At 64.3% G+C, this 25,785-nt stretch carries 20 protein-coding genes; 9 read left to right on the top strand and 11 right to left on the bottom strand.

The genetic code is table 11. The annotated features are described in order from the left end of the window. Window positions 1-174: 174 nt before the first annotated feature. From amaB to AC07O2_RS18490, 4 genes are all read left to right on the top strand, one after another. Window positions 175-1,701 carry an L-piperidine-6-carboxylate dehydrogenase gene (amaB, locus tag AC07O2_RS18505; protein WP_495077218.1) on the top strand — a complete coding sequence of 509 codons (1,527 nt, stop codon included), beginning with the start codon at window positions 175-177 and terminating at the stop codon, window positions 1,699-1,701. 26 nt (window positions 1,702-1,727) lie between these two features. Beyond that, complete coding sequence (locus tag AC07O2_RS18500; RefSeq protein WP_495077217.1) at window positions 1,728-2,903, top strand: NAD(P)/FAD-dependent oxidoreductase; 1,176 nt, start codon at window positions 1,728-1,730, stop codon at window positions 2,901-2,903. Window positions 2,904-2,945: 42 nt separating this feature from the next. Continuing rightward, the gene (locus tag AC07O2_RS18495; RefSeq protein WP_495077216.1) at window positions 2,946-4,619 is read left to right on the top strand and encodes a thiamine pyrophosphate-binding protein; all 1,674 of its coding nucleotides are present in this window, start codon (window positions 2,946-2,948) and stop codon (window positions 4,617-4,619) included. Between the two features lie 75 nt (window positions 4,620-4,694). Beyond that, on the top strand, window positions 4,695-6,821 hold the full coding sequence (locus AC07O2_RS18490; protein WP_495077215.1) for a peptidylprolyl isomerase: 2,127 nt from the start codon (window positions 4,695-4,697) through the stop codon (window positions 6,819-6,821). A 21-nt stretch (window positions 6,822-6,842) separates the two neighbouring features. On the opposite strand, the gene AC07O2_RS18485 is transcribed toward AC07O2_RS18490, so the two are convergent. The 7 genes from AC07O2_RS18485 to AC07O2_RS18455 are packed head-to-tail and all read right to left on the bottom strand — an operon-like array spanning window position 6,843 to window position 13,463. Next, a complete protein-coding gene (locus AC07O2_RS18485; protein ID WP_495077214.1) occupies window positions 6,843-7,910 on the bottom strand; it encodes an ABC transporter substrate-binding protein in 1,068 nt (355 codons plus the stop codon). Window positions 7,911-7,922: 12 nt separating this feature from the next. After that, window positions 7,923-9,053: an NAD(P)/FAD-dependent oxidoreductase gene (locus AC07O2_RS18480; protein WP_495077213.1), complete on the bottom strand. Its 1,131-nt coding sequence runs from the start codon at window positions 9,051-9,053 to the stop codon at window positions 7,923-7,925. Then, window positions 9,050-10,441, bottom strand: a complete 1,392-nt coding sequence (locus tag AC07O2_RS18475; RefSeq protein WP_495077212.1) for an FAD/NAD(P)-dependent oxidoreductase — start codon at window positions 10,439-10,441, stop codon at window positions 9,050-9,052. Before AC07O2_RS18475 ends, AC07O2_RS18480 begins: the two co-directional genes overlap by 4 nt. Beyond that, complete coding sequence (locus AC07O2_RS18470; RefSeq protein WP_495077211.1) at window positions 10,438-10,737, bottom strand: (2Fe-2S)-binding protein; 300 nt, start codon at window positions 10,735-10,737, stop codon at window positions 10,438-10,440. The genes AC07O2_RS18475 and AC07O2_RS18470 overlap by 4 nt, the downstream gene beginning before the upstream one ends. A gap of 2 nt (window positions 10,738-10,739) precedes the next feature. Next, window positions 10,740-11,531, bottom strand: coding sequence for an ABC transporter permease (locus tag AC07O2_RS18465; protein WP_495077210.1), 792 nt, complete (start codon window positions 11,529-11,531; stop codon window positions 10,740-10,742). 4 nt (window positions 11,532-11,535) lie between these two features. After that, window positions 11,536-12,384, bottom strand: a complete 849-nt coding sequence (locus tag AC07O2_RS18460; RefSeq protein WP_495077209.1) for an ABC transporter permease — start codon at window positions 12,382-12,384, stop codon at window positions 11,536-11,538. After that, window positions 12,381-13,463 (bottom strand): ABC transporter ATP-binding protein, encoded by a 1,083-nt coding sequence (locus tag AC07O2_RS18455; protein WP_495077208.1) that lies wholly within the window; start codon window positions 13,461-13,463, stop codon window positions 12,381-12,383. The genes AC07O2_RS18460 and AC07O2_RS18455 overlap by 4 nt, the downstream gene beginning before the upstream one ends. Before the next feature lie 258 nt (window positions 13,464-13,721). Here AC07O2_RS18455 and AC07O2_RS18450 point away from each other — a divergent pair, with 258 nt between their 5' ends. The 3 genes from AC07O2_RS18450 to AC07O2_RS18440 all read left to right on the top strand — a co-directional run bounded on the left by AC07O2_RS18450 (window position 13,722) and on the right by AC07O2_RS18440 (window position 15,838). After that, window positions 13,722-14,564, top strand: coding sequence for an IclR family transcriptional regulator (locus AC07O2_RS18450; protein ID WP_495077207.1), 843 nt, complete (start codon window positions 13,722-13,724; stop codon window positions 14,562-14,564). A gap of 169 nt (window positions 14,565-14,733) precedes the next feature. Continuing rightward, window positions 14,734-15,201 (top strand): DUF4019 domain-containing protein, encoded by a 468-nt coding sequence (locus AC07O2_RS18445; protein ID WP_495077206.1) that lies wholly within the window; start codon window positions 14,734-14,736, stop codon window positions 15,199-15,201. Window positions 15,202-15,214: 13 nt separating this feature from the next. Then, a complete protein-coding gene (locus tag AC07O2_RS18440; RefSeq protein WP_495077205.1) occupies window positions 15,215-15,838 on the top strand; it encodes a glutathione S-transferase family protein in 624 nt (207 codons plus the stop codon). 8 nt (window positions 15,839-15,846) lie between these two features. Here the strand turns inward: AC07O2_RS18440 and AC07O2_RS18435 are convergent, their stop codons facing one another. The 3 genes from AC07O2_RS18435 to AC07O2_RS18425 all read right to left on the bottom strand — a co-directional run bounded on the left by AC07O2_RS18435 (window position 15,847) and on the right by AC07O2_RS18425 (window position 19,770). Then, entirely contained in the window at window positions 15,847-17,718 is a 1,872-nt protein-coding gene (locus tag AC07O2_RS18435; RefSeq protein WP_495077204.1) for a putative bifunctional diguanylate cyclase/phosphodiesterase, read from the bottom strand. Beyond that, window positions 17,715-18,824 carry an FIST signal transduction protein gene (locus AC07O2_RS18430; protein ID WP_495077203.1) on the bottom strand — a complete coding sequence of 370 codons (1,110 nt, stop codon included), beginning with the start codon at window positions 18,822-18,824 and terminating at the stop codon, window positions 17,715-17,717. Before AC07O2_RS18430 ends, AC07O2_RS18435 begins: the two co-directional genes overlap by 4 nt. Window positions 18,825-18,951: 127 nt before the next feature. Beyond that, window positions 18,952-19,770 carry a ZIP family metal transporter gene (locus AC07O2_RS18425; protein ID WP_495077202.1) on the bottom strand — a complete coding sequence of 273 codons (819 nt, stop codon included), beginning with the start codon at window positions 19,768-19,770 and terminating at the stop codon, window positions 18,952-18,954. Window positions 19,771-20,049: 279 nt separating this feature from the next. Between AC07O2_RS18425 and AC07O2_RS18420 the strand changes: the two genes are divergently transcribed. Then, entirely contained in the window at window positions 20,050-22,020 is a 1,971-nt protein-coding gene (locus tag AC07O2_RS18420) for a methyl-accepting chemotaxis protein (protein WP_495077201.1), read from the top strand. 116 nt (window positions 22,021-22,136) lie between these two features. Here the strand turns inward: AC07O2_RS18420 and polA are convergent, their stop codons facing one another. Beyond that, window positions 22,137-24,932 carry a DNA polymerase I gene (gene polA, locus AC07O2_RS18415; RefSeq protein ID WP_495077200.1) on the bottom strand — a complete coding sequence of 932 codons (2,796 nt, stop codon included), beginning with the start codon at window positions 24,930-24,932 and terminating at the stop codon, window positions 22,137-22,139. A 198-nt stretch (window positions 24,933-25,130) separates the two neighbouring features. Between polA and AC07O2_RS18410 the strand changes: the two genes are divergently transcribed. Further along, on the top strand, window positions 25,131-25,466 hold the full coding sequence (locus tag AC07O2_RS18410) for an ABC transporter ATP-binding protein (protein WP_495077199.1): 336 nt from the start codon (window positions 25,131-25,133) through the stop codon (window positions 25,464-25,466). Window positions 25,467-25,785 lie beyond the last annotated feature (319 nt).

Here is a 25,785-nt window from a genome sequence, read left to right as displayed (position 1 = left end):
GTTGCTGCTTTCAATTAATTTCAGGCTCTTGCACAGATTTCTCCTGCGCAAGCAGCTAGCATCTTTGCAAGCACTTGATTCTATTTTCGCATCAAGTCCTTCGAATTTGTCGCTATGCAAGCGGACGGTATTGGAGGATATTGGGGCCACTTTTCCATACCCGTCCATCGCACCATGTCCGAAGCCATTACCTCCCTCCCTTCTGAAGTCGACCAACTGCTGCAACGCCTGGGTGTGCCGCGCGCCGCCTATACCGGCGGCACCCTGGCCGTGCGCTCGCCGATCTCGGGCGAGGCGATTGCCAACTTGCCACAAACCTCGGCCGCCAACGCCACAGCCGCCATCGCCCACGCCCACGCCGCCTACCAGGCCTGGCGCAACGTGCCTGCGCCACGCCGCGGCGAGCTGGTGCGCCTGCTGGGCGAAGAGCTGCGCGCCGCCAAGGCCGACCTGGGCTTGCTGGTGACGCTGGAAGTCGGCAAGGTGCCTAGCGAAGGCGCGGGCGAGGTGCAGGAGATGATCGACATCTGCGACTTCGCCGTCGGCCTGTCGCGCCAGCTGTATGGCCTGACGATTGCCACCGAGCGCGCCGAGCACCGCATGATGGAAACCTGGCATCCCATGGGCGTGGTGGGCGTAATCTCGGCCTTCAACTTCCCGGTCGCCGTATGGTGCTGGAACGCCGCGCTCGCCCTGGTCTGCGGCAATGCCGTGGTGTGGAAGCCGTCGGAAAAAACCCCGCTCACCGCCCTGGCCACCATGGCCATCGCCCAACGCGCACTGGACCGTTTCGGCGATGCGCCCGCTGGCCTGCTGGAGCTGCTGATCGGCCAGCGCGACATCGGCGAAGTGCTGGTCGACGACGAGCATGTCAAAGTGCTGTCGGCCACCGGCTCCACCGCCATGGGCAAGGCCGTGGCGCCGCGCCTGGCAGGCCGCTTTGCGCGCGCGATCCTAGAACTGGGTGGCAACAACGCCGCCATCGTCACCCCGTCAGCCGACCTCGACCTGGCGCTGCGCGGCATCGCCTTTGCCGCCATGGGCACGGCCGGCCAGCGCTGCACCACGCTGCGCCGCCTGTTCGTGCACGACAGCGTGTACGACACCCTGGTGCCCCAGCTGGCCAAGGTCTACGGCAAGGTGCAGGTGGGCGACCCGCGCACGGCCGGCACCCTGGTCGGCCCGCTGATCGACCGCGCAGCATTCGACGGCATGCAAAAAGCCCTGGAAGAAAGCCGCGCCCTGGGCGCCACGGTGCACGGCGGCGCGCGCGTGGACGGCATTGCCGGCGACGCGGCCTTCTATGTGCGCCCAGCGCTGGTGGAGCTGAACGCCCACGCCGGCCCGGTGCTGCGCGAAACCTTCGCGCCCATCCTGTACGTGGTGCGCTACCAGTCACTGGACCAGGCGATTGACTGGCACAACGCGGTGGGCGCCGGCCTGTCCTCGTCCATCTTCACGCTGAACATGCGCGAGGCCGAGCGCTTTATGGCCAGCAATGGCTCGGACTGCGGCATTGCCAACGTCAACATCGGCCCGAGCGGCGCCGAAATTGGCGGCGCGTTTGGCGGAGAAAAGGAAACCGGCGGTGGCCGCGAATCCGGCTCGGACAGCTGGAAGGCCTATATGCGCCGCGCCACCAACACCATCAACTACTCGACGGCACTGCCACTGGCCCAGGGCGTGAAGTTCGACATTTAGCGCGCAGTTCAACCAGCATGGCTCCCATGCCCATCGTGGTCATCGGCGGCGGCGTGATCGGCAGCGCCATTGCGTACTTCCTCACACTGCAGCAACCGGGCTGTCCGGTGGTGGTGTTGGAGCGCGACCCGACGTATGCGCAAGCGTCGTCGGCACTGTCGGCCAGCTCCATACGCCAGCAGTTTTCTACCGACATCAACATCCGCATCTCGGCCTACGGCATCGACTTCTTGCGCAACGTGGGCACGCTGCTGGCCTGCCATGGCGACACGCCGGACATCGGCCTGTGCGAAGGCGGCTACCTGTACCTGGCCACCGCCGCGGGCGAGGCCACGCTGCGCGAAAACCATGCGCTGCAAAAGCAGCATGGCGCCGACATCGCGCTGCTCAGCACCGCACAGCTGCAAAATCGCTTTCCGTGGCTGGCGCTGCACGACGTGGTACTCGGCTCGCTGGGCCTGTCGGGCGAGGGCTGGTTCGACGGCTACCTGCTGCTCACCGCGCTGCGCAAAAAGGCGCAAAGCCAGGGCGTACGCTACCTGGCCGACGAGGCCATTGGGCTGGATATGGCCCGCAGCGACGGCGTGCAGCATGTGTCTGCCGTGCGGCTGAAAAGCGGCGGTACGCTGCCCTGCCGCTTTGCCGTGAATGCGGGTGGCCCCTGGGCAGCGGCCATTGCCGGCTGGGCGGGCATTGCGCTGCCCGTGGTGGGCAAGCGCCGCACAGTGTTCAACCTGTCCAGCCCGGCCGCATTGCCGGGCTGCCCGCTGCTGATTGACACCAGCGGCATCTGGTTGCGCCCCGAAGGCAAGGGCTTCATCGCCGGCTTTGCACCGCCCGCCGACCAGGACGCCGACTTCGCGCCGCTGGAGCCCGACTACCGCGCATTTGAAGACCATGTCTGGCCCACGCTGGCCGAGCGCATACCGGGCTTTGAAGCGCTGCGCCTGCAAAGCGCCTGGGCCGGCTACTACGAGATGAACACCTTCGACCACAACGCCATCGTCGGCCTGCATCCCAACTGCGACAACCTCGTGTTTGCCAACGGCTTTTCCGGCCACGGCCTGCAGCAGTGCCCGGCCGTGGGCCGCGGCCTGGCCGAGCTGATGCTCACTGGCAGCTACCAGAGCCTGGACCTGTCACCCATTTCCATCCAGCGCATCGTCGACCAGCGCCCGCTGCTGGAAAAGAACGTGATCTGAGCGCTGCTGCGCCTCCCACCTACCCTCTTGCCCCTTACTGCTATGACCACACCCCACAGCCGCACCGGCGGCCAAATCCTTGTTGACCAACTGCTGGTCCACGGTGTACAGCAGCTGTTCTGCGTGCCCGGCGAAAGTTTTCTGGCCGTGCTGGATGCGTTGCACGACGCGTCGATCGCGGTGTCCGTGTGCCGCCAGGAAGGCGGCGCGGCCATGATGGCCGAGGCCCAGGGCAAGCTCACGGGCAAGCCCGGCATCTGCTTTGTGACGCGCGGCCCGGGCGCGACCAATGCCGCGGCCGGCGTGCACATCGCACACCAGGACTCGACGCCGATGCTGCTGTTCGTCGGCCAGGTGGCGCGCGAAGCGTTGGGGCGCGAGGCTTTCCAAGAACTCGATTACGGTGCGGTGTTCGGCAGCATGGCCAAGTGGGTGGTGCAGATCGACGACCCGGCACGCCTGCCCGAGCTGGTGTCGCGCGCCTTCCACGTCGCCACCTCGGGCCGGCCCGGCCCGGTGGTGATTGCGCTGCCCGAAGACATGCTGACCGAGGCCGCCAGCGTGGCCGACGCCCTGCCCTATGCGGTGACCGAAACCTACCCCGGTCCCAGCCAACTGGCCGAACTGCAGCAGCGCCTGGCGATGGCACAGCGGCCGGTAGTGATCCTCGGTGGCAGCCGCTGGTCGGACGCGGCGGTGCAGCAGTTCAAAACCTTCGCTGAAGCGTTCTCGCTGCCGGTGTTCTGTTCGTTCCGCCGCCAGATGCTGTTTGACCACGGCCACCGCTGCTACGGCGGCGACCTGGGCCTGGGCGCAAACCCGCGCCTGCTGGAGCGCATACGCCAGTCGGACCTGGTGCTGCTGGTCGGCGGCCGCTTGTCCGAAGTGCCGTCGCAGGGCTATGAACTGCTGGGCATTCCCACGCCGCAGCAAGCCCTGGTGCATGTGCATGCCGACGCCGATGAGCTGGGCAAGCTGTACCGTGCCACCCAATCCATCCACGCCACGCCGCAGGCCTTTGCCGAGGCTGTCGGCGGGCTGCGTCCCGCATCGCCACCAGCCTGGCTGGCCGAAACCGAAATCGCCCATGCGGACTACCTGCGCTGGAGCGACCCCGCGCCCATCCGCATCCCCGGCCCGCTGCAAATGGGCGAGGTCATGCAGCACCTGCGCGCCGTGCTGTCAGCCGACACCATCTTCTGCAACGGCGCAGGCAACTTCGCCACCTGGGTGCACCGTTTCTGGCCGTTCACTACCTATGCCAGCCAGCTGGCGCCGACCAGCGGCTCCATGGGCTATGGCCTGCCGGCCGGCGTGGGCGCCAAGCGCCTGTGGCCGCAGCGTGAAGTGGTGGTGTTTGCGGGCGACGGTGACTTCATGATGCACGGCCAGGAGTTCGCCACCGCCGTGCAATACGGCCTGCCCATCATCGTTGTGCTGCTGGACAACGCCATGTTTGGGACCATCCGCATGCACCAGGAGCGGCACTACCCGGGCCGCGTCAGCGCCACCCAGCTGAAGAACCCCGACTTCTGCGCCTACGCCCAGGTGTTCGGCGGCCATGGCGAAAAGGTCAGCACCACCGAAGAGTTCGGCCCCGCCCTGGCCCGCGCCCGCGCCAGCGGCAAGCCGGCCATACTGCACTGCCTGCTGGACCCGGAGGCCATCACGCCCAGCAGCACGCTGCAGAGCATACGCGCGGCGGCACTCGGATAGCTAGCTGCGCCCGTCTTGCTTGCCATGGGCGGTACCTACAATGGCCGCCCTTGCACAGCACTTCCGAGAATGCCTTTGATCACACAAAAACTTGCCACCGCCTGCCTTGTACTGGCCACACTTTGCAGCGCGGGCCTGAGCTACGCAGCAGACCCTACGGAGCAGGAGATGCGCGACGAATACGCGCGCTGGGTGATCGGCATGGGCAGCTACCAATATCGCACGCGGCACATCCTGGTACCGACCCGCGAAGAGGCCGCTGCCGCACTGGCCGAGATCAACGGCGGCGCGTCTTTTGCCAGCGTTGCGACGAGGCTATCGCGTGACCCTGGCTCGGCGCCGAAAGGCGGTGACCTGGGGTGGGTCCTGCGCGGCGACCTGGTGCCGGAGTTCACCATCGCTTTTCGCAACATGGAGACCGGCTTGTACCCGGAGCCGGTGCGCACTCCTTTTGGCTGGCACGTGATCCGTGTGGAAGAAGTCCGCCAAGTGCAAGTGCCCCGCTTTGAGGAAGTGCGGGGCCGGCTGGAGGCGGGGATGAAAAAAGCCCGCGCAGCCGGCGTTGCCGCGGCGCCTGGCGTTCCCTCCCCACCCTTGCCCAGTTGGACAGCAGCCCAGTGGAACGACGTGTTTGCCGCCGCTGAGCACAGTGCCGGCGTCACAAGCTACGTGTATCGCGCGTTTTCCTTCAACGAACTGGAACCGGCTCAGCGCGCCAGCGATTTCGGGCCACCGCGCAAGACGGCTTCCCAGCGCGCGGCCAACCTGATCGACGTCGAGCCGCATCTGCGTTTTGCTCTGGCGCGCCTGTACCGCCCGGATGATCGCAGCGCGCCAATCGCCCACACCTTGCCAGATGGCCAGCAGCGGTGGACGGTCCTGGAACTGGTCAGCCGCGAGAATGCCGCCCGGCTGCAGCTGACACCGCGCTTTCGCAGCGACGCGGCCGTTTGGGTCGCCAAAGGCCATCTGCCCGGCCCGGACCAGTTGACGGGACTGCAGGCCATGGCGCGCAGCGCTTACTTCCGTGAAGTCACAGCACGGCAAATCGCCGGCGTCCCAACCACCTATCCGGCAGACGTGGAGTACGGCAACCTCGGTACACCGCTGCTGGGCGCGATGATCCGCAAGGACATGGAGGCCGCCAAAGCGCTGGTGCAGCGCGGGGCCGACGTCAACCGCTGCGGCATCTGGGGCTGCCCCATTGCCTACGGAGCACGCATGGACGATGCCGCGGAAAGTCTGGCCTGGGTGGACTGGTTGTTGAAAAATGGCGCCCGGCCCGATGCAATAGACCCGCGCGGGCCGGACATTTTTTCAACCGCCTTGGGTGGGGCCAGCTTCAAGGGCCATCTGCAGGTGGCACAGCGCTTGGTGGAGGCTGGCGCCTCGGTCAATGGTGTGGCAGGCGGGCAGGACACGCCGATTGAAGATGCTGCAAGCCAGGCGAACAAGCCGATGGTCGAATGGCTGGTTTCGCGCGGCGCTTCCATATTGCCCCTGCCTGACCGCGGCCGGCATGTCTTCGGGCCCGCCACCTTGTACAGCGCGGCGCGCGAAAGCAAGGACGCAGCCTTCATGCAATGGGCCGAGCAAACCATGTTGCGCGCCGCCGCCCAGAGCCCCCTCTACAGCTTCACCATGCAGTTTGAACAGAATGGCAAACGCATCAACGCGGACCCCAGCGGCAACGTACGCCTGAAGCCGGCCCCCTTCAAAATGGTGTTCCGCTTTCCCGAGGGCGCTGACGGCGTGCAGCTGGGCGCGTCGTTGCAGGCGGCCTGGCTGGAAGAGTTTCGCCAGACCGATTTGCGCAACCCGATGTTTCGGCCTTTTGCAAGCGGCGCGCAAACCGATGCGACCAAACCAAATTCACAGGATCTGTTCACGATGCAAGCCTGCCCCGCTACCGTCAAGGCTGAAGACGGCTGCGACGGAAGCCACATGTTCCTGAACCTGGATCCGGCAGACCGCGAAGATTTTCACGAGCGCCGTACTGCGGGCGGCAAGTCTTACGTGCGCGAGGTCCGTACGCTGTTTGACACCTCGGGACCTGCCAGCGTGAGCGCGGAATCGGCAGCACTGGAAAAGTTTGCTGGACAGACCCTGTACCTGGTGGCCGGCGTGCCGCTGGCGTTGGGCGGTCCGACCGGCCTTCGCTTCGTCAAGGCACAGGCACTGCGCATCCAGTTCGCACGCTAAGAACCTGTTCAAGGAACGTTTTCAGCGCTCGATGGTCTTGTTCCAGCGCGCGTTCCAGGCCGGGCGGTTGGCGTTCACGCTGTCCCAGTCCAGGGTCACGGCGTTCTTCATCCACTTGGTGATGTCGGCCACCTGGGTCGCGCCCTCGCCCACGGCAGGTGCCTTGGGGTTGGTGGGGATTTGCGCGCCGAACTGCAGCACATTGGCCTGGGCCAAAGGGCTCAGCAGGAACTCCGCCAGCTTCTGCGACAGCTCGGGCTCGCTGTTGTTGGCGATCACGCACTGGCCGACCATCAACACCACCGAACCTTCCTTAGGCTGGGCGTATTCGACCGGGATGCCCTTGACCTTCAGCGCAGCCACGGCCGTGGGTGTCAGCGGGAAGATCGCCGCCTCGCCGGTCTGCACCATTTCCGACAGCTTGGCCGAGCTGGGGATGTACTCCAGCACATTGGGGCCAATCATCGTCGGCCAGGCCTTGAAACCGGGCTCGACGTTCTTGTCGTTGCCGCCCTGGATGCGGTTGAACATCAAGAAGCCATGCAGGCCAAACGACGAGGACGACACCGACTGGAACACCACCTTGCCCTTGAACTTGGGATCGGCCAGGTCCATCCATGAGGTGGGCGCGGCCCAGCCTTTTTCCTTGAACATCTTGGCGTTGTAGGCCAGGCCGGTCATGCCCAGGCTGACGCCGCTGGCCATGTCGTCCTTGAAGTGGGCAGCAGGGTAGATCTCGGCCAGTGAGGGGTTGGGCCGCTGCTTCTGGCACAGGCCCATGCCGATGGCGCGCACCATGATGCCGTCGTCGAGGAACATCACATGCATCTGCGGCTTGTCCTTGTTGGCCTGGGCCTTGGCCAGGATGTCGGACGAAGTGCCCGGCACCACCACCACCTTCACGTTGTGCAGCTTCTCGAACGCCGGGAACACGTACTGCGTGTATGCCTTCTCCATGGTGCCGCCGTTCATGCCGATGTACAGCGTCTTGGTCTGGGCACTGGCAAGGCCGCTGCCGAGCAGGGCGGTGGCGGCCGCGACGGCTACCAGCCCCCGGCGCAGAGTGCGTGAATGGAATACATGGGACATGGTGAAATCCTTTCAATGGGTGGTGGGGGCAGGAAGAAAACGGTCAATGGAAAAAGCGTCTATCGGCGTGCTGCTGCGGCCATCGCGGGCCAGTTCGGCCAGCACCTCGCCCACCGCCGGGCCGATCTGGAAACCGGCGCCGGCAAAGCCGAAGCCGTGTACCAATCCGGGCGTGGTCCGGCTCAGGCCCAGCACCGGTTGGCGATCCGGCAGATAGCCTTCGGTACCGCTCCAGGTGCGGATGAAATGCGCATGGCGCAGCGCCGGCAGTAGCTCGACAGCTTGCACCGACAAGGCGGCGATGGCTGCGCGTTCGGAGCGCGCACGGTCGGCGTCCAGAGCCACACCGGCACCGCCGCCCAGCACCAGGTTGCCGCGCGCAACCTGGCGACAGTAGATGCCACCGCCCTCCACGCCCAGGCTCCAGTCCATGAAGAAGGGCAGCGGCTCGGTCACCGCCATCGCCGGATGGCCGGACTGCAGTGGCACGGCCTCGCCAAACTGGGCGGCCAGCTTGCCGGCCCAGGCACCCGCGCAGTTCAATAGCACCGGGGCTGTGACTTCCAAAGCCTGGCCCGAGCGCAGCGTGAAGTGCTGGCCATCGTGCAACACCTCGTCCACCGGGCTGCGTTCAAAAATCTGCGCGCCGGCACGTCGGGCGGCCTGGGCAAAGGCCGGAGACACCAGGCGCGGATTGGCCTGGCCGTCTTCGGCACACAGCGATCCGCCCACGGCCTTGCCGCCCAGCCACGGACAGTGGGCGCGCAGGCGCGGGCCGGTCAGCAGCTCGATGCCCAGGTCGAAGTCGCGGCTCAGAGCGCGGTAATTCTCCAGCGCAGCCAGGTCGGCCTCGCTACGCGCAATCTTGAAGTGGCCGCTGCGCTGGTATTCGCCGTCGGTGCCGATCAGATTCGGCAAGTTGGCCCAGATGCGGTGCGCGCGCTGGGCCAGCGGCAACTGGTTGACCGGCCGGCCCTGGCGCCGCACGCCGCCGTAATTGACACCGCTGGCGCGGGAACCACAGAGGTCACGCTCCAGCAACGCCACCTGCAAGCCCATGCGCCGCAAGGCCAGCGCCGCAGACGCGCCGACGATGCCGCCGCCCATGATGGCCACATCGGCCTGGATGCGCTGGGCCGTCATGCCTGCACCTCCACCGAGGTGTGCACCAGATGGATGGGAATCGGCTTGATCGGCGCCTGGCCGCGCAGGCGGCCCACCTGCTCCACCGGCTTACCCGTGGCATGGGCCAGGATTTCGGCCGCAGCCACGCCGCAGCTGCGGCCCTGGCAGCGGCCCATGCCGACGCGCGACAAGGCCTTGAGGCGGTTCATTTCATCGGCACCGGTGGCTTGCACGGTGCGGCGCAATTCGCCCGCGGTGATGTGCTCGCAGCGGCACACCACCAGCTCATCCGGCGCCTGGGCGGCCCAGCCGGCGGGGAATGGGAAGGCCCGTTCCAGGCCGGTACGGAATGTCTGCAAACGCTGGAGCTTGTGCTCCAGCAACCCGGCGCGAGCGGTATCCACGGCCACGCCGTGGTCGGCGAGCAAGGCCAGCGCTGCGCGCTCGCCCGCCCATTCGGCCGCATCCGCGCCCATGATGCCCGCGCCGTCGCCCGCCAAGTACACGCCGGCGACGCTGGAGCGGCCTGCGGCATCGCGCTCGGGCAAGTGGGCACGCTGCTGCGGCGCAAAGGCGAAACGGCAGCCCAGCAGGTCGGCCAGCTGGGTTTCGGACCGCAGGGCATAGCCGAAGCCGATGGCATCGCAGTCCAGCGAGTGCTCTTGCCGGCCGTCATGCCAGACCACCGCGCGCACGCGCGCATCGCCCAGCACGCGCAGGGGGCGCACGCCGCTGTGCAAGGCCACGCCGTGGGCGCGCAGCCAGGCCACAAAATACAAACCCTTGGCCAGCACCGCCGGCTGGGTCAACATGGCGGGCAGCGCGGCCAGCTGGTCGCTGAGGCGGGCCGTGTCCAGCACCGCCGCCACCTCCACACCGGCCTTCGCATACTGGTAGGCCACCAGGTACAGCAAGGGGCCGGTGCCCATGAAGACCACGCGCTGGCCGATCGCACAGCCCTGGTACTTGAGCGCCACCTGGGCACCGCCCAGGGCGTAGACGCCGGGCAGGGTCCAGCCGGGAATCGGCAGCACGCGGTCGGTGGCGCCTGTGGCCACGACCAACTGCTGGTAGGGCAGGCTTTGCGTGGTCTGGGTGGGGCCATGCAGCACATCCAGCAGGCCGCCCTGGGCGTTCCAGACCAGGCTGTCGGGGCGGTAGTCGATCTGGCTTTGCAAGCTATCGAACGCGCTGTGCACGACCTGGGCGCGTGCGGCTTCAAAGCCGTACAGGGTCTGCGCCGTGCGCTGGAAGTGCGCGGGCGGCCGGCGGTAGATCTGGCCGCCGGCGCGCGGGGCTTCGTCCAGCACCACCGGGCGCACGCCATGCGCCACCAGGGTCTGGGCGGCCCGCACACCGGCCGGACCGGCGCCAACGACCACGGGCTGTAACAGGCTGTTCGTCATGCCGATACTCCGCCAGTGCACACATCCATGCCCGCAGTAATGAAGGTCGAGCAAGCGCGGAAGCGCTCACCATTCGCCGTCTGGACCCAGCAGTCCTGGCAGGCGCCCATCATGCAAAAGCCGGCACGCGGCTCAAAGCTGAATTCGTTGCAGCGCAGTTGGCCACAGTGGGTCAGCACCGCGGTCAACACCGTATCGCCTTCCAGCGCGCTGGCAGCTTGTCCATCCAAGGTAAAGGGCACAGCGGCGCGGTCAGATTCCGCAACGCGGTGCAACAGGGGTTGCCATGCGCTCATGTCTAGCGTCCCACCAACACACGGTCCAGGCCGTAGACCCGGTCCAGCACAATCATCGCGCAGGCCGTAACGGCCACCATCAAGGCCGACACCGCCGCCATCAGCGGGTCAATCGACTCGGTGGCATACATGTACATGCGCACCGGCAGTGTCACCGTGCTCGGCGAGGTCACAAAGATCGACATGGTGACTTCATCGAAGCTGTTGATAAAAGCCAGCAACCAGCCCCCCGTCACACCCGGCAAAATCATCGGCAAGGTGATGCGGCCAAACACCTGGGCCTGGCTCGCACCCAGCGACAGCGCGGCCTGCTCGGCGCTGCGGTCAAAGCCCACCAGCGCGGCCACCACCAGGCGCAAGGTATAGGGCGTGACGATCAACGCGTGGGCGAACACCAGCCAGCCAAAGCTGCCGCCCCCGCCTACCAGCGCAAACAGGCGCAGCAGGGCCACGCCCAGCACCAGGTGCGGAATGATCAAGGGCGACAGAAACAGGCCGTTCAGAAAGCCACGCCCCGGAAAGTTATAGCGGGTGATGGCCATGCCCGCGGGCACGGCCAGCAGCGTAGCCAGCGTCGCCGAGGCCAGGGCCAGCCACAGGCTGTTCCAGAACGACTGCATGAAGTCGGGGTGAGCAAACACCGCACGGAACCAGCGCAGCGAGAACTCGGTAGTCGGCAGGCTGAGCGTGTTCTCGGGCGTGAACGCCACCACGCAGACCACCAACAGAGGAGCCAGCATGAATGCGATCACGAGAGCATTGAACAGCAGCGCGATAGGTCCGTTTTTACGCATGGTGTCAGCCCAAAGATTTTTTATAACGGCCTTCGACCAGCCGGTTGTAGCTGAGCATGACCACCAGGTTCGCCACCAGCAAGATGAGGGCTATGGCCGCGCCCAGCGGCCAGTTCAGCTCGTGCAGGTACTCGTCGTAGACCACGGTGGCCACCATCTTCAGCCGCCGCCCGCCCAGCAGGCCGGGGATGGCAAACGAGCTGGCCGCCAGGCCGAAGACGATCAGGCTGCCCGACAAAATGCCGGGCATGACCTGCGGCAGCACGATGCGGCGCAGGGTGGTGAAAGGCGTGGCCTGCAGCGACAGCGCGGCGTTTTCCACGCCCGGGTCCAGCTTCTGCAGCGAGGTCCAGACCGGGATCACCATGAAGGGCAGCATCACATGCACCAAGGCCACCACCACCGCGATTTCGGTGTACAGCATCTTGACCGGCCCCAGGCCCAACAGCTTCAGCGTGCCATTGACCAGACCCTCGGGGCCTAGCAACATGCTCCAGCCAAAGGCCCGCACCACCACCGACACCAGCAGCGGCGCCAGCACCACCAGCAGCAGCACCGAGCGCCAGGGGTTGCCCATGCGGCTCAGGATGTAGGCCTCGGGCGCCCCCACGGCCACGCAGATCAGCGTGACCAGGCCGGAGATCCAGAAGGTCCGCCAGAAGATGCCGTAGTAATAGTCGTCGCTGAACACATGGGTGTAATGCTCTAAGGTGAACTCGCCAGCCTTGACGCCGGCGACCGAGTCATAGGCATTGAAAGACAGCACGGCCGTCAGTCCCAACGGCACCAGCAGCAGCGCCACGAACAGTACCAATGCGGGGCCGGACAGCCACCAGGGCGTGGCCTTGCTCATGCGGCCTCCATGGCCGACAGCGCAGCCTCGTCGGCAGGCAATAAGCGGGTGCAGTGCATGGGCCAGTCGATGCCGACAGCATGGCCTTCGTCCAGCGCCGGGCGACCGTCGTTGGGGCTGAGCACCATCAACTCGCCCACGGCCGTGGTCAGCGCATACAGCCACTGGCTGCCCAGGAAGAAGCGCTCGCGCACCGTACCGTCCAGCCGGCCGCGTCCGGCGTCCACCAATTGCAGCTTCTCTGGCCGCACGCTGAGCAGCACGGCCACACCGGGACGGAAGCCCACATCGTCCACATCCACCGTGATAGCCCCCAGGTCCACGCGGGGCTGCGCACCACCGGCCACCATGCGCCCGGTCAGCAGATTGGCCTTGCCGACAAAGGTCGAGATGAAGCGCGTGCTGGGGTGCTCGTAGACGCGGTGCGGGTGGTCGATCTGGGTGGCGCGGCCGCCCTCCATCACCACCACGCGGTCGCTGATAGACATGGCCTCGCTCTGGTCGTGCGTGACCATCACCGTGGTCGTGCCCACCTTGCGCTGGATCTTGCGCAGCTCGAACTGCATTTCCTCACGCAGCTTGGCGTCCAGATTCGACAAAGGCTCGTCCAGCAGCAGCACCGGCGGCTCGATCACCAGGGCACGGGCCAGGGCCACGCGCTGGCGCTGGCCGCCCGACAACTCGCGCGGGTAGCGGCTGGCGTGGGCTTCGAGGTGCACCAGGGCCAGCGCCTCTTTGACGCGTTCCAGGCGCTCGGCCTTGGGCATCTTGCGCATCTCCAGGCCGAAACTCACATTGTCGGCCACCGTCATATGCGGGAACAGTGCGTAGGTCTGGAACACGATGCCCAGGCCGCGGGTATTGGCCTTGGCATGGGTGATGTCGCGCCCGTCCAGCTCGATGCGCCCATTGCTCACGGCCTCGAAGCCCGCGACCATTTGCAAGGTGGTGGTCTTGCCGCAGCCCGAGGGGCCAAGCAGGGACACGAACTCGCCCTTTTCCACCGTGAGGTTCATGGCCGACACCGCACAGGTGCTGCCATAAAACTTGGTCACGTTGCTGAGCTGGAGGAATGACATACGCGGGCCTTTCTTCTCGGTTCACAAGCAGCCGGGGCCTTGCGGAGCCCCGCTGTATGCCAGGTCTGCGGACGGGCGCACCCAGGTGGTGCGAGCAGCCATCCGCTTCGGATTGTTTGGCAATATCAATTCACTCTATTGCAATAAGCAAACCAACTTTCAGCGGGTATTCCATTAATCAGAATTTTTCTTTAATTTATTCCGTTTAATGGAATACTTATCGTAAACTCACAGAAAATTATTCCGCAGGAGAGTGCTATGGAAACCCCTTCAACCGCCACCGGCGGGGTGCCGCGGGTCTTTGCCGTCATCCGGGCACTCACAGCAGTGCAGGCCGAAGGTGGGCGCGTCACCCAATTGGCGCGCGCCGTCGGCCTGACGCAAGCCACCACGCACCGTTTGCTGCAGTCGCTGGTGGCAGAAGGCATGGTCGAGCAAGACGAGCGCAGCAAGCTGTACCGCCTCAGCATCGACTTCTTTGCGCTGGCCGCGCATGCCGGCAACCCCGGCGATCTGCGCAGCCTGTGCCGCCCGGTGCTGCTGCGCCTGTGTGCCAGCCTGGGCGACAGCATCTTTCTGCTGGCCCGCAGCGGATTTGACGCGGTGTGCCTGGACCGCAGCGAAGGCCCGTTCCCGATACGCTCGTTCACCGGCGACGTGGGCGGCCGCATCGCCCTGGGCGTGGGCCAGGGTGCGCTGGCCATATTGGCGTTTCTGCCCGAAGCCGAGCGCGAAGAGGTGATCCGCTTCAATCTGTCGCGGGTGCGCGAGTACGGGGTCTACGACGAGGTGTATCTGCGCACCGAGATCGAGCGCGTGCGCCAGCTCGGCTATGCGGGCCGCAACACCGGCTTGCTCGAAGGCATGGCCGGCGTGGCCGTGCCGATCTGCGACCGCGAAGGCCGGGCCGTGGCGGCCCTCAGCGTGGGCACGATTGCCGACCGCCTCAACGCCGACCGCATGCCAACCGTGGTCGAGCTACTGAAGCGCGAAGCCGCCAGCATCAGCCCCAAGATCCACCCCTTCGACGCCAGCCTGCGCCGGCCCGCACAGAGTTTGACCGGCTCCTCCACCGGGCAAAAAATCCCAGCACCTGGCTGATTGCCTGACTAATACGCGCAAATAACGCACAAATAAATGTAAATCCTGTCGGCATATCCCGACGGGGAGGCGCAGCACAGCCCAAGAGCACCAGGGATACACGGCTTTACACCCGTGTCGCACAGTCCGCCTACACTGCCGGTTCTGCATCTTTTGCCATCGGAATCCTATGCATCTGTTGAAACTGGCCCCGGCCTCCCTGTGCCTGGCGGCATCCGCACTGTTGTACACCCCTCTGGCATCGGCCCAGGCCGCTGCGCCGTCCGCTACCACCGACAAGGAACAAGCCGCCAAGGAGGCCGACGGCCAACTGGCCGCCGCCGGCTGGCTGTTGATGCTGGACCAGCAAAACTGGGGCGGCGCCTACGAGGCGGCGAGCCAGTCCTTCCGCAACCTGGTGCAGATTGGCCAGTGGATGGACAGCATTCCAGGCGTGCGCGCGCCCTTTGGCACATTCGAGAACCGCACCCTGGCGCGCGTGGTCTACAAAACCACCATGCCGGGACGGCCTGACGGTGAGTACGTCACCGCGATCTTCAACACCGACTTTGCCAACAAAAAAGGTGTGGAAGAAATCGTCGCCACCGTGCGGGACACCGACGGCAAGTGGCGTGTCATGGGCTATGCCCCGCGCTAAAAAGGCATAGCCCATGCTGCAGGTCCTGGGTAAACCCACATCCATCAACGTACGCAAAGTGTTGTGGCTGTGCGTGGAAATGGACTTGCCCTATGCACTGGAGCCCTGGGGTACGGGCTTCCAGTCCACTGACACGGCAGCATTCCGGGTGCTGAACCCGAACGCCCTGGTGCCCGTGATCCGCGACGGAGACTTTGTGCTGTGGGAATCCAACGCCATCTGCCGCTACCTGGCGACCAAACAAGGTCGCACGGACCTGCTGCCAGCCGGGCCTGCAGCACGCGCGAAGGTAGAGCAATGGATGGACTGGCAGGCTACCGAATTGAACAACGCCTGGCGCTACGCCTTCATGGGCCTGGTGCGGCACAGCCCGGACCACCAGGACCCGGCCCTGCGCGCCGCCAGCGTACACAGCTGGAGCCGCCATATGCAGATCCTGGAAAACCAACTGCAAAACACGGGCGCCTATATCCTCGGCGAGGACTTCACGTTGGCGGACATCGTGCTGGGCCTGGCCACCCAGCGCTGGTACATGGCACCAATTGAGCGGCCCGCGCTGCCAGCGGTGCAGGCCTATTACGAACGGCTGAACCTGCGCCCGGGCTACCGCCTGCACGGTCGTAACGGCATGCCCTGAACGTATGTTTACAGCTGCTGGAGAAAAGCCTCCAGCGCAGGACCGGGCACCGGCCGCGAGAACAAATAGCCCTGACCGTAGTCGCAGCCCGCGCTCTGCAAGAACTGGCGCTGGAACGGCGTTTCTATGCCTTCAGCCACCACCTGCAAATCCAGCTTGTGCGCCATCACAATGATGGCTTCGCACAGCGCGCGGTCGCTGGCGTCCTCCTCCAGGTCGCGCACAAAAGATTGGTCTATTTTCAGAAAATCGATGTCCAGGCTCTTCAGATAGGACAGTGATGAATAGCCGGTGCCGAAGTCGTCCAGCGATATCTGCATGCCAGCGTCGCGCATGGCCAGCAGGCGGTTTCTGGTGCCTTCTTCCAGCTGCATCAGCAGGTTCTCGGTAATCTCAAATGCCACCGCATCACCGGGCAGCCCCATGTTGGCCAGATGCTCGACCCATTCAGCCATCTGGTTGCGTGGTCCACGGAACTGCACCGGCGACTTGTTCACGCTGATCTGGAAACCGGCGTGGCCCTGCGCGCGCAATTGCTGCACCAGTGCGGCCGACGCACGGAACACAAAGTCACCGATATCCAGAATGGCGCCGGTGTCTTCCGCCAGCGGGATGAAGTCCGCCGGGCTGATGAAACCCAGCACCGGGTGCTGCCAGCGCACCAGGGCCTCGGCCTTGTGCACCGCGCCGGTCTGCAGGTCCACAATCGGCTGGTAATGCACCTGGAACTGCTGCGCCTCCACCGCTGCGGGCAGATCGCGCATCAGCTGGCGGCGCTTGGTGGCGGTTTCCTGCAAGACCGGGGTGAACAGGCTGTAGCGATTGCGCCCGCTGGCCTTGGCGAAGTACATGGCCTGGTCGGCGTTCTTCAGCAGGGTTTGCGCATCAGCACCGTTTTCCGGGTAGATGGTGATGCCTATGCTGCCCGAGATCAGCGCCATTTCTTCACCCAGCGTGAAGGACGCGGCCAGGCTTTCCAGCAGCTTGCAGGCCACGGTCTCGATCTGCTGCAAATGCAGATTACCCGGCAGGGACACAATGAATTCGTCGCCGCCCAGGCGCGCCACCATATCGGTCTCGCGCACACAGGCCGTGATGCGACGGGCCACTTGCACCAGCAGCTGGTCGCCGGCAAAGTGGCCCAACAGGTCGTTTACCTGCTTGAAGTTGTCCAGGTCGATCAGCATCAACACCAGCGGATGGCCGGATCGCTTGGCCTGCTTCATCTCATGCTCCAGGCGCTCCTGGAAGTAACGGCGGTTGGGCAGCTCGGTCAGCGCGTCGTAATTTGCCTGGCGCTGTATGGTTTCGTCCGACAGCTTGCGCTCGGTGATGTCGCGCCCGATACCGATCAGGCCCAGCAACTGCCCATCGGCGTCGTAGTACGGTGTGCGCATCACCTCCAGACAGACGCGCGGGCGCTTGCCCCAGCTGTCAAACCAGCGCTCGGTCAGGTGGCGACGGCCGCTGCGCAAAACCTCTTGATCCAATGCCAGCAGTTCGGTCGCCAGGGGATCACCCAGTACATCAAAATCGGTCTTACCCAGCACCTCCGACTCCTGCACGCGCATATAGCGCTCATAGGCCTTGTTGCAGCCCAGGTACTCGCCATTCTGTGCCTTGAAAAAAATCAGATCGGGGATCGAATCCATCACGCTGCGCAGCAGAGCATGATCGCTGCGTGCCTTGGCGATGTTTTCCGACAGCTCCTGCGAACTGACCGTCATCGCGCCCTCCAGCATGCGGCACTCCTGGTCAGCCTCCTGGTAATAGCTGTCCACAGCATGCAGGAAAGCCCGCAGCGCAGGCTCGCCGCCCCATTCAGACGGCAGGTGGCGGCGCATTTGACGCGCCAGCAAGGGATGCATCGGCAATGTCATTCGTGCAACGTGGTCAATACCAAAGTCTGGTTATGCAATTGGCATTCCATCCTGGCACCGAACGGCGCCAGCTCACCATAAGAATAAAAACCGGCCAACCGCATGCCCGGACCCAGCCGCTCGTGCACCGCCTCCAGTTCGGCCTCGACCATCTGGCTCAGCACCAGCCTGCGCCCTATACAGCTCACCACCAGGCACAGGCCCTGCTGCTGACCCAGGTTGGCCGCTGTGGCCTCTGCCGCTTTGAACGCTGTATCCACCAAGCCATCGCGATGGCTGCGCATCAGACGGCAGATGCTGCCCTCTGGCACATAGCCCGCAAAAGACAGGCTTTGCGTCGCCTCGTCCACCCCCATCACCGAGCGGAGCAGCATATCGCCACCGCCGCGCAGCTTGAAGCCCAGCGGAAAGCGCTGGCCGCTGCGAGGCAGATCCTGCGCCAGTTCGCCCAGGTATTTTTTGTACAGCGCCAACGCAGGCTGACCATCGATCTCCATGACCAAGTTACCGCGCGAACGGGTCACACGGCGCTCCGGGCCAAACTCCTGCCAGCCGCCAAAGCAAGTGCTACTGGCCGACACATCGCCATAAAAACCCACGGCAGCAATACAGGACTGGCGGGCGCACGCATCGGCCATCACCCAGTTCGCGCCAAAACGCTCACCATCACCGGCAATGCCGCCGGTAATGGCGCCTTGCTGACTGCGCAGGCCGACCATGAGTTCGCTGCCGTCCACCTGCTCGCCGTCCAGCAGCACAAAGACATGGCGCAAATCATCGGCCTGCAGCTGGGCGATCAGCCCGGCCGTGGTCTGCGCCACGTCTTTGCCAAACTCGGCAGACACCAAGCGCACACGGCTACGCGCAAAACGCAGCGCCGTCACCGTTACATCACCATCGCTAATAAGAGTGCCCTGCACATTGCCCGCTGTGGAGCAACCCAGCAGGCAGGCCTGCGGAAAGCGTTGTCGCAGGGCTTCGAAACAAGCAGGGGTCTGAAAATACGGGTGATCGGCAAAAACGAAGACCAGCTGGGCGTCAACCATGCTGTGGCCGGCATCATCCCAACCCTGCGCCGGTGTCCAACGAAATTGCAGTGTTTCCATGGTGTACTCCGCTTTTTTGGCGGCTATGGGCCACCCACATCGGTGCTCCAAAACCTCTTTTACCCTGCAGCGCTAACGCTGTGTGCTGGTGAAATCGCCTAGTCAGATATTCTGACCGGCCCGGGGGTCAATGTGCATGGCCATGCGCCAGGCCGCTGACCACCGTCACCAAACCTATGCCCAACAAGAGCCAGGCGATTTGTGCCGCAGTTTGCGCCGCACTCAGGCGCTTTTGCAACTGAGGAATCAGGTCCGCCAACGCTACATAGATAAAGCTGCTGGAGGCCACCACCAGAAAATACGGCAGCCATTCGTGCAGCAGGTCCACCAGGGCAAAGCCCACCACACCACCCAGTGCCGTTACCGCGCCCGCCAACGACACCTTGACCAGCGCCGCACGCCGGTTGCTGGAAGTGCCACGCAACACCACCAGATCGCCCATATGGTGTGGCACCTCGTGCACCAGCACGGCCAGCGCAGCCACCCAGCCCAGGCGTATATCGGCCATGAAGGCCGAGGCAATCAGAATGCCGTCGCCGAAGGCATGCACGCTATCGCCAGTGAGCACGGCCCAGCCGCCGGTACGCAACGGCGCAGCATGGTGGTGGTCTTGCGAGTGCCCGTGGTCATGGGCGTGTGTATGGCCATGACCATCCTGCGGGCCCTGGTGATGCTCATGGCCGTGGTGCCACAGCTCTGCCTTGTCGAGCAGAAAAAAGAACACCAGGCCCACCAGCAGCGTGCCAAACAGCTCTTGCACGCCGGCCTGGCTCTCGAAGGCTTCAGGCAACAGGTGCATGAATGCCGTGGCCAGCAAGGCACCCGCCGCCAGGCTGAGCATGTGCTGCGTATAGCGCGCCAGCACGCCGAAACTGAGCGCAGCCGCCAGCCACACACTGCCTATACCGGCACACAGGGTGCCCACCAGAATTGCGAGAAGAGTCATGGGGTCCATCAAACAAAAAACCGCCCTCGGCGGGACGATGTACACATATGTGTCACCTGATGTTAGCAAGCCAGCCAACCCGGCTGGACGCAGGCAGGGTCTGGCCGTAAAAAGAATTGCAAGCTGCCCATCACCCATCCAGAATGCCTCTACGGTCAGCATGCAACTGGTTCTTATTTCGAGAAAACACTTGTGAACATAGTTGTCTCGACCAAACCAATGCAGCTGATTCAGACCCTACACTGGTTGTAGTTATTTGTAACTAGCGGGATTGTATAAATGAGCACGAGACAGCCTACCCACGACGCCGGATTCGGCTCGTTCTTTCGCTACCACGGTTGGCTGGCTCCTGGTGTCAAACTTTTCCGGTCGATCAGCTTTCCTGCAAAAGCCGCCTGGATATCCATCATGCTGGTGATACCGCTGGCATTGCTGGTCTGGTTGTTCTGGCAACAGACCCGTGACCAGATCAACGTCACCCTCAGCGAACAGCAAGGCATTGCCTATGTGACACCCGTCACCGAATACATCGCTGCGGCACAGAACCTGCGCCGCGCGGCCAGCGCGAAGTCCGCTGATATGGCCGAAATGCAAACCAAGGCCAATGCCGCATTCGAGAAAGTGGCAGCGCAACAAAAGCTGTTCAACCCGGCGGCAAGCGGCACCAAAAATAGATTCGAAGCACTGAGCAAGGCGCACAACGCCATTGCCCAGACGCCCGTGGCGGCCACCCCTGACGCCACGTTTGCAGCCCACTCTGCTGTGATCCATGAAGCGCTCGGGCTGATCAGTGACGTCGCGGACGACTCGCAGCTCTCGCTGGACCCGGAATTGGAGAGCTACCACGTGATGAATGTGGGCGTGCTGCTGGGGCCCAAATACTCAGAACAACTGGCGCGACTGCGTGGTCTGGCCTATGCAGCTTTGGCAAGTAAGGAAGCGTTGGCGCCCAAATCATCCGAGCTTCTGCACGAAAGCATCGCCTTGATTGAATTCATTGACGAGCAGTTTGATAACTCCTTCCGACTGGGCGTAGAAGACTTTCCCGAAGTCGCCAAGAAATTCGACATGAAGAGCCTAGACGACTCCCGAAAAGCCTTGCTCAAGACTATCGAAACAGACATTCTGGGCGAGTCCATCAAAGGCGACCCGGCTGCATTCCTGGCCCTGGCGACAACGGCAGTGGACAAGCAACGCGCCATGGACCTGCAGCTGCGCGAACGCTTGAACGGGCTGCTGGATGAACGTATGAGCCGGCTGCAACGTGCATTCTTCAGCCAACTGGGCATTTGCATTTTCTTCATCGCTCTGGCCATCTATCTGATGCTGGCCTTCTACAAGGTCATGATGGGCGGCCTGCAGGAAGTGTCCGGACATTTGACCGAGATCACCCAGGGCAACCTCACCACCGCTCCCAAGCCCTGGGGTTCGGACGAAGTGGCGCAGCTGATGCTCACCATGGGCACGATGCAGCTCAGTTTGCGAAAAATCGCCTCCAGTGTGCGAGAAGGAGCCGGCAGCGTGCAGACCGCCAGTGACGAGATCGCCTCGGCCTCTCTGGACCTGTCGCAACGCACAGAGTCCAATGCCGCCAGCCTGGAGAAGACGGCCGCCAGCATGGAACAAATCACCTCCACCGTGAAACACACGGCCGACTCGGTACAGGGCGCCACCAGCATCGTGCGTGAAAACGCAGCCGCAGCCACCCGGGGCGGCCAGGTGATCAGCCAGGTGGTGAAAACCATGGACGGCATCCGTGCCTCGTCCAACCAGATCGGTGAAATCATTGGCGTGATCGACGGCATTGCCTTCCAGACCAACATCCTGGCGCTGAATGCCGCAGTAGAAGCCGCGCGTGCCGGAGAGCAAGGCCGGGGCTTTGCCGTGGTGGCGTCAGAAGTGCGCTCGCTGGCAGGCCGCTCGGCCGCCGCAGCCAAAGAAATCAAGGCCCTGATCTCTGCCAGCATCGAGCAGGTGGAAGTTGGCACACGGGTGGTGGCCGAAGCCGGCACCACCATTGGCGAAATCGTGGCCAACGCCAGCAAGATCGATACCCTCATGGGCGAAATCTCCACCGCCACCCGTGAACAGACCCAGGGCGTTGCCGAAGTCGCCACTGCAGTACAAGACCTGGACCAATCCACCCAGCAAAACGCCGCGCTGGTGGAGCAAACCGCGTCGGCCGCCAGCAGCCTTGCCGAGCAGGCGCAGCGCCTGACCGACGACGTCGCGTTCTTCAAGTTTAAATAAGACCGGCCTGGCTACGCGCCCCATCTGCCAGGAGCGTTGGCAGTAGAAGTTTTTAGCCGCCAGCGCACATAACACCTGCGCTGGCGGCTATCAACTTAATAGCAATATCGTGGCAATCAGTGGGCCTTGTCCCAGTTCGGCCCCACCCCCACCTCAGCCAGCAAGGGCACCTTCAAATCGGCCACGCCGGCCATCAGGCGCGGGATCTCGGTACGCAACCAATCGACCTCGCCATCGGGCACTTCGAACACCAGTTCATCGTGCACCTGCATGACCATCTTGGTGCCGCGCTTTTCATCGTCCAGCGTCTTCTGCACCGCCACCATGCTGAGCTTGATCAGGTCGGCGGCCGTGCCCTGCATGGGCGCGTTGATGGCGGCGCGCTCGGCACCAGCGCGGCGCGGGCCGTTCGGTGAGTTGATCTCCGGCAGGTACAGGCGCCGGCCCAGCACGGTTTCCACATAGCCCTGCTCTTTGGCCAGGGCCTTGGTTTCGTCCATATAGGTTTTGACGCCGGGGTAGCGCTGGAAGTAGCGGTCGATGTAGTTCTTGGCTGCGGTGTTGTCTATGCCCAGGTTGCGCGCCAGGCCATAGGCGCTCATGCCGTAGATCAGGCCGAAGTTAATCACCTTGGCGTAGCGGCGCTGCTCGCTGCTCACCTGCTCCACCGTCACGCCGAACACCTCGGCGGCGGTGGCGCGGTGCACGTCTATGCCTTCGTGGAAGGCGCGTAAGAGCGACGCATCGCCGCTGATGTGGGCCATGATGCGCAGCTCGATCTGCGAGTAGTCGGCGCTGGCGATCACGCTGCCGGCGGGCGCCACAAAGGCCTCGCGCACGCGCCGGCCTTCGGGCGTGCGGATCGGGATGTTCTGCAGGTTCGGGTCGTTGCTGCTGAGCCGCCCGGTCACCGCCACCGCCTGCGCGTAGTGGGTGTGCACCCGGCCGCTGCGCGGCAGGGTCAGCAGGGCCAGCTTGTCGGTGTAGGTGCCCTTGAGCTTGCTCAAACCGCGGTGCTCCAGGATCTTGGCCGGCAGCGGATAGTCTTCGGCCAGCTTTTCCAGCACTTCTTCGTCGGTGCTGGGCGCGCCGGTCGCGGTCTTCTTGACCACCGGCAGGCCGAGCTTGGTGAAGAAGATTTCACCGATCTGCTTCGGGCTGCTGAGGTTGAACGGCTGGTCGGCCAGCACATGGGCTTCGGCCTCCAGCTGCAGGATGCGCGCACCCAGCTCGCCGCTCTGCTTGGCCAGGGTGGGTGCGTCGATCAGCACGCCGTTGCGCTCTATGCGGTACAGGGCTTCGCTGGAGGCAATCTCCAGTTCGTAGATGCCGCGCAGCTTGGCGTCGGCCTCCAGCTGCGGCCACAGAAAGCGGTGCACGTCCAGCGTCATGTCCGCGTCTTCGCAGGCGTATTCGGCGGTCTTTTCCACGTCCACCTGGTTGATGGTGAGCTGGTGCACGCCCTTGCCGCACAGGTCTTCGAAGCTGATGCCACTGCGGCCCAGATGCCGCTCGGCCAGGCTGCTCAGGCCATGCGGCTTGTGCACTTCCAGCACATAGCTTTGCAGCATGGTGTCGTGGGCATAGCCCTGCACTTCGATGCCGTGGTTGGCGAACACATGGCGGTCGTACTTGATGTTCTGGCCCAGCTTCAGCTTGGCCGGGTTTTCCAGCCAGGGCTTGAGGCGTGCCAGCACCTCGTCGCGCGGCAGCTGGGTGGGCGCGTCAGGGTAGTTGTGCGCCACCGGCACATAGGCAGCCTCGCCCAGCGTCACGCTGAAGCTGATGCCGACGATCTCGGCCACCATCTCATCGATGGAGTTGGTTTCGGTGTCCAGCGCCACCAGCTCGGCGGCTTCCAGCTTGGCCAGCCAGGCGTCAAAGGCCTCCCAGCTCAGCACATTCTCAAAGCCTGGCGTGCGGCCAGGCGCTGCGGCGGGCTCGGCAGGTTCATCGAACAAGCCCGGCTCGGCGGGTGCGGCGGCCTTGGGTGTTTTGGCCGGCTTGGCGGGTGCCGGCTCGGCGGCGGCACCGTCCAGCTTGCTGGCCAGGCCCTTGAAGCCGTATTGCTCGTAAAAAGCCTTGAGCGCGCCCGTATCCTGTACGGTGTACGCTAGCAAATCGAGAGCAGGTAGGCCGTCGATGTGCTCCACCAAATCGCAGTCGGTCTTGATGGTCACCAAGCGGCGGCCCTGCGGCAGCCAGTCCACGGCGGCGCGCAGGTTCTCGCCGGCCACGCCCTTGATTTCGGTGGCGCGTTCCATCAGCGCGTCCAGCGAGCCGTATTCCATCAGCCACTTGGCGGCCGTCTTGGGGCCGACCTTGGCCACACCGGGCACGTTGTCCACGGTGTCGCCCACCAGGGTCTGGTAGTCGATCATCAGGCTGGGCGGCACACCGAATTCACTGGTCACGCCGGCCACGTCGCGGCGCTTGCCGTTCATGGTGTCGATGATGGTCACATGCTCGTTCACCAGCTGGCTCAAATCCTTGTCGCCGCTGGAGACGATGACCTCAATGCCCTGGTCGCCGGCCACCCGGGCCAGCGTGCCGATCACGTCATCGGCCTCCACGCCCGGCACGGCCACCACCTTCCAGCCCAGCAGGCGCACCACTTCGTGCACCGGCTCGATCTGCGTGCGCAAGTCGTCCGGCATGGGGCTGCGCGTGGCCTTGTAGGCGGGGTACCACTCGTCACGGAAGGTCGGACCCTTGGCGTCGAAGATGCACACCGCGTAGTCGGCGCGCACTTCCTTGCGCAGGCTGGTCATCATGTTGACCATGCCGCGGATGGCGCCGGTGGCCGGGCTTTTCGGGTCGCCGGGTACGGCGCGCAGGTCGGGCATGGCGTGGAATGCGCGGTACAGGTAGCTGGAGCCATCGACCAGCAGCAGGGTTTTCTTGTTCGTCATGGCGGGCATTTTGCCTGCGGGTGGCGCAGATCGGCAGACGGGTCAAGGCCATTGCGCCAGATGCTATGCAAACCATAGCTGCCTACGCAGGTATTACCTGCGCCAGAAGCCGAAACAACCCCAATCCTCTGAAGGTCTACGCATGGCTAACGGGTCGATGAACTCTCCGGCAGCCAGCGCCTGCGCGTCTGGTTCGCCATGGTGCTGGCGCAGGACACGCAGTTGCTGCTGCTCGACGAGCCCTCCACCTACCTGGACCTGGCGCACCAGATCGACCTGCTTGAACTCTTCCGCGACCTGAACCGCCACCAGGGCCGCACCCTGGTCGCCGTGCTGCACGACCTGAACCACGCCTGCCGCTATGCCGACCATTTGGTCGTGCTGCGCCAGGGGCAACTGGTGGTCCAGGGCACGCCGGGCGACATCATCACGCCGGAGTTGGTGGAGCGGGTGTTTGATCTGCCGTGTCGCATCATTGAAGACCCGGTATCAGGGACGCCGTTGGTGATACCGGAGGGGCGGGTGCGTGGATAGGCGATTAATCTCAAATTGATAGCTGGTTGCGCAGGTGTTTCCTGCGCTGGCGAGCGATTGGGCTTGAACCATTGTTATGGGTTGGGGCCTTTGGCATCCCCGGCCGGGATGTGCGCCCGGCGGCGCAGTCACCTTTCTTTGCTTCGCCAAAGAAACGTAACCCAAAGAAAGGCGAGCCGAAGTCGTCGCCCCTTTCGCTACGCTACGGGGTACGCTGCGTTGCTCGGTCTGGGCGGGGTCCTGCTCGAACTCGCTGCGCTTGTATGTTTAAGACGTCGGGTTCAAAAACTTGTATGTTGATGGTGTCGGGGTGGAGAGA

Source organism: Rhodoferax sp. GW821-FHT10B06, from assembly GCF_059415605.1.
Note: the sequence above shows the minus strand (reverse complement) of the source record. Positions and strands in the feature narration are given on the sequence as shown.